General features: G+C 69.8%; 3 protein-coding genes. All 3 read left to right on the top strand.

Annotated features, from left to right (window positions below; genetic code table 11):
- Positions 1-136 precede the first annotated feature (136 nt).
- Genes K0M70_RS00225 through K0M70_RS00215 form a run of 3 tightly spaced genes read left to right on the top strand, consistent with a single transcriptional unit; the run spans position 137 to position 4,764 of the window.
- On the top strand, positions 137-3,706 hold the full coding sequence (locus K0M70_RS00225) for a M64 family metallopeptidase (RefSeq protein ID WP_290777700.1): 3,570 nt from the start codon (positions 137-139) through the stop codon (positions 3,704-3,706).
- Positions 3,703-4,518: an NAD-dependent epimerase/dehydratase family protein gene (locus K0M70_RS00220; RefSeq protein ID WP_290777698.1), complete on the top strand. Its 816-nt coding sequence runs from the start codon at positions 3,703-3,705 to the stop codon at positions 4,516-4,518. Before K0M70_RS00225 ends, K0M70_RS00220 begins: the two co-directional genes overlap by 4 nt.
- A 39-nt stretch (positions 4,519-4,557) precedes the next feature.
- A complete protein-coding gene (locus tag K0M70_RS00215) occupies positions 4,558-4,764 on the top strand; it encodes a dodecin family protein (protein WP_290777694.1) in 207 nt (68 codons plus the stop codon).
- Positions 4,765-4,848 lie beyond the last annotated feature (84 nt).

Here is a 4,848-nt window from a genome sequence, read left to right as displayed (position 1 = left end):
CCCCCCCCGGGGGCCCGGCCCGGGGCGCGCGCCCGAATGGGTGGCCAGCGCTGACCGCTGCCAGACGGCGGAGGGCTCCCGGGCTCCAGCGCCTGAACCCCCGCCCAAGCTGCGGCCGACCCGGCCCGCCCGCGCCGTGCTCGACTTGGCCGACGCGCGGCTGCCGCCGGTTGAAGACCGAGTGATCGTTCCGCTGCCCAAGGGCGGCGGCCGGATCCAGGATGTTCGTCTGCGCGGCCGGATCACATTCCCCGCCGGCGCGGCTCTGCCCACCGCACCCGTGATCGTGACCACCTGGGGCGCCATGGGCAGTCCCGGCTCGGGTTACTCGTACTCGGCGACTGCGCCGGGGTTTTCATTTGATTCGCCTGCGACCGACGGGGCCATGGTCGACATCGACGCGATGCCACCGCCGCCCTGGCTGCCCAAGGTCAGGTCGGTGGGGCCGCTGCTGGCCGACAGCTACCACGAGGTTCTGCTCGAGCGCGGCGTGGTGGTGCGTGGGCGGTTGCTGTTCGCCCCGGGCCGCGCCGCGCCGACCACGGCGGTGTCGGGCTACTACGCGGATTCTCAGACGTCCCGCCCCTTCACCGCCCAGCCACCGCAGTTCGAATACGCGGTGGCGGTGCGGCCCGGTTCGGACGTTTCGATCACGCTGCAGCCGCCGGCACCGTTCCTGAGGCAGCGCGTCGAGCTGGCCAACGTCGCCGCCGACATCACGCGCGACATTACCCTGCAGGTCGGCGTCGAACTCAGCGGCCGCATGCGTTTCCCTGCCGGCTCGGCCGCACCCGCTGACAGCATCGGCATGCTGGTGACCGGCTTCCTGGGGATGGCCGACCAGGGCCAGTATGTGTACGCCATGCCGCCGGACTTCAACTATCGGGTGTTGGCGCCGCCGGGGTCGAGTCTGATCGCGACTATCTTCCCGCCTGCGCCCTACCTGACCGAGCGGCAGTCGCTGGGGCTGGTGCAGGCTGATGCCATTCGCGACATCACTCTGCGCCGTGGCGCCGTGCTTTCCGGCCGCGCTATCTTTCCGCCCGGCACGCCGCCGCCGACCGGTTCGATTTCTATGGCGCTGTGGGACTACGACAACAGCGGCGAGGGCAGTGGATTGACGATAGGCCTGTCGCCTCCCGACTTCAGCTACGCGATGGCGGTCGAGCCTGGCGCATCGCCGCGGCTGCAGCTGTCGCCGCCGGTCCCTTTTGTCGAGACCTCCCTGCAGTTGGGCCCGGTGCTGGCGGACACGGTGCAGGACCTGCGCATTGGGCGAGGGGTGCTGGTGCGGGGCCGGGTGACCGGTGCCAGCGACTACCTGGTGAACGTGGCCGATCGCGCCACGGGGGCGTCGCGGCTGCAGGTCTTCCCCGGCACGGCGAATTTCGAAGTGGCGGCGCCGGTGAACACGGGCGTTGTGGAAGTCTTCCGGGACGGCGCTTTCGCCAGCCGCGCCTATCGCACCGGCGTGAACGGTGACGCCGAGGTTGATTTCCGGGTCGAGCCTCGCCCCGGCGTCTACAACGTCTTCGTCAACGTGCGGGGCCCGTCGGGCGAGGGCCTGGATGCTGCGGCGGTGGAGTTCTGGCGCGACGGCCGCTACTACGCCAGCGGCAATACGGGGCAACAGGGTCGGATAGGCATCGAGCTGCCGGACGGTGAGTATGAGCTGAGGATATGGCCCGACTCCGAGCAGGGCGGAGAGTCGGACTGGGAACGCACCTTGCTGTTCGCTGCGCCGGCGATGACCGCCAGCATGACGGTGTCCGGCGCGACCGAACGCAGCTTCCAGCTCGGCGCCAGCGACTGGGCCGACATGCGCGTGTTGCTGCCGACCGAGGCCACTTGGCCGGGCTGCCCTTTTTACCGGGACGGACGATTCGAGCTGCTCAGCAACGGCAAGGTGGTCGCGCGCAGCCGCGCCGGCGGCCGTTTCCCCGGGGCCGACAACCTGCATCGTGTGATCACCGGCCCGGGGCGCTACGTGCTGCGTTACCGGATGCCGGGCGAAGTGAGTTATTCCAGTGCGCCGTTCAACGCGGCTTCGGGCATGACAATCGGGCTGGTGCGCGATGGCGCCGAGCCGCAGCGGCGGTGGACCGGAACGCTGCGCAGCCACGACGGCGTTCCGGTGCCAAACCGGATGATCGGTGTCAGCGACGAGATGGGCATCCGGGCCACGCCCGGCTGCCCTGTCAGCAGCGATGCCCAGGGCCGATTCCAGCTGCCGTTGTGCGAGGGTTGCGTCTACGAGTTCCGTGCGAGATCTGATTCGCCGTCGCAGCGCCGCATCGTCAGCATTGATCGTCCGGTGACCGCCAGCCTCGAGCAGGACCTGCGGCTTGATCCGCCGCTGGCGCTGCAGCCCTTGGCCGCGACGGGGACCGGCCGGATCATGGGCGAGGGTACCGAGCCGTTTCGGCTTGTCTTCCTGGCCGAGGGTTACGCCGCGGAACGCGAGACCTATACCGACGTCAACGGCAACGGGCTGTGGGACGGCGTGCAGTTCGTGGACGTCAACGGCAACGGGCTTTGGGAAGCAGACGAGCCGGTCGCCACCTACGGCAACGCCCGGTACCCGACCGAAGGCCAGGACCCGCGCGTGAACAACGAGCCGTTCCAGGACCTCAACGGTGACGGCGTGCTGAGCCTGGACGACCGCGCACTGTTCGAGCGCAACGTGCGCGACTACCTGCGCGGCCTGTTTTCCTCCGAGCAGTTTTCCAGTTATCGCCTGGCCTACCAGGCCAGCGCGGTGCTGGCCTACTCGCCGCAGGTTGGCATGGACCACGGCGACTTTTGGAAGCGCAGCACGCTGTTCGGCGCGCAATACGAGCCGAACCGAGGCCTGATCAACATCGACTACGGGACGGCGGTGGAAGTGGCGGCACAGGCATCGCCCGGGTACACCGCGGTGGTGGTGATGATCAACCAGCCGGTGCCCTATGGCCGGGTGAATGCCTTCATCCTCGCTTCTGGCGGCATGCTTTCGGCTGACGTCAACGACAACGTCGCCGCACACGAGTTCGGCCACAACCCCGGCGGCCTGGCCGATGAGTATTTCGAGTTCCTGGCGCACTACCAGGGAGGTGATTTCAACAGCCCCAACAGCACCCGGTTCGTGGACAGCGAAGTGGTGGCCTGGGGCCATCGCATGGATCCGGCCCAGGATGGCCGCCCCAGCCGTCCCTGGATGGCGGTGGACGGCGTCTACGAGGGCTCCAGCTATTACCTGCGCGGTGCCTTCCGCCCGTCGCCGGCGTCGATGATGCGGTTTATGGATTCATTGAAGTTCAACGGCGCCTCGGAAGATCAACTGCGGCGCGTGCACGCGCGGGCGCTGCGGGGACGCAGCGGCCTGCTGTCGCTGGATGGCACCGGCCGGTGCGCGGACTACACGGCGCGCTGGGACGTCACAGCGCGCGGCGTGACGGCCGTCGAGCTGCGCCTGGGCCGACACGATGGGCCGCTGCTGGGGACCGGAGGTGCCGTCGGCAGCCAGCGGCTCAAGCGGCAGCGCGGGGACATCTACCTCGTCGCTGCCAGCACCCGCACCGTGCTCGACATCGAGACCGAGCCGATGTTGCGCTGCAGCCCGACACGCATGACGCCTGCGGCGCCCGCGGCGCCCGCGACGCCTGCGGCGCATGCGACGCCTGCGAGGTCGGCGGGTGGCGGCAAGCAGGGCAGTGCCGGCCAGTGAGCGCCGGCCGCGTTGTGCTGGTCGCGGGCATGGGCGACGTGGGCTCGCGAATGGCCCTGCTTCGCGCTGCCCGGGGCGAGGACGTAATGGGTCTGCGCCGCCGCGACGTGGCGGCGCCCAAAGGCGTGCGGCTGCTGCGAACCGACCTGGCCAGCGGTGAGGGTTTGTCGCGGCTGCCGCGGCGCGTGGATGCGCTGGTGTTCTGCGCTGCCCCGGACCGACGTGACGAGCCAGCCTACCGCGCGCTTTACGTCGACGGCCTGCGGCGGCTGATGGATGCCTGCGACGCGGCGCGGGTGGTGTTTGTTTCGTCCACGGCGGTTTACGGCGAAGACGCCGGCGAATGGGTGGACGAAGCCACGCCGGCCAGGCCGCCGGCCTTCAACGGGCGGGTGCTGCTGGACGCCGAGCGGGTGCTGTCGGACTGGCCTGAAGGCGTGGTCCTGCGGCTGTCGGGGATTTACGGGCCAGGCCGGGAATCGATGCTGCGCAAGGCGCGCGCCGGCGACGCCGGTGCACCGCGCTGGACCAACCGCATCCACGTCGACGATGCCGCCTCGGCGCTGTCACACCTGCTCGACCTCCCGCATCCGCAGCCGGTGTACCTGGGCAATGACGACGAGCCTTCGCTGGAGCACGAGGTGCTGGACTGGGTGCGCGCCCGCGAAGGCTTGCCCCCCGTGGCCACGGCCACGGGCCCCGGGAGCGGCCGCCGTGTGCGAAATGCCCGACTTCGCGCCAGCGGCTGGGCCCCGAGATATCCCGACTACCGTTCCGGCTACGCCGGCCTGCTGGACGGTGCGGGGGTATAGTCCTGGGACCCGCAACGGGTAATCCCAAAGGAGAACGTCATGGCCACTGTCACAAAGGTGATCGAAGTTTCCTCCGCATCCAAGAAGGGCGTCGAAGACGCCGTGCAGGGCGGCCTGAAGAAGGTCGCCAAGAGCGTCAAGAACATCAAGGGCGCCTGGGTCAACGACATCAAGGTGATCTGCAACGACGACGGCAGCATCACCGAGTGGCGCGTTAACATGCGCGTCAGCTTCGTGGTGAGCTGAAGCCGGCCCGGGCGCGGCCGGGGGGCCCCCCCCCCCGGGGATGCCCCGCGGGGGCCCCCGCCCCCCCCCGCCCCGGCCCCCCCC

This window comes from Arenimonas sp. (genome assembly GCF_019459675.1).
Lineage (GTDB): Bacteria > Pseudomonadota > Gammaproteobacteria > Xanthomonadales > Xanthomonadaceae > Arenimonas.
This window is presented reverse-complemented; position numbering and strand designations above follow the sequence as displayed.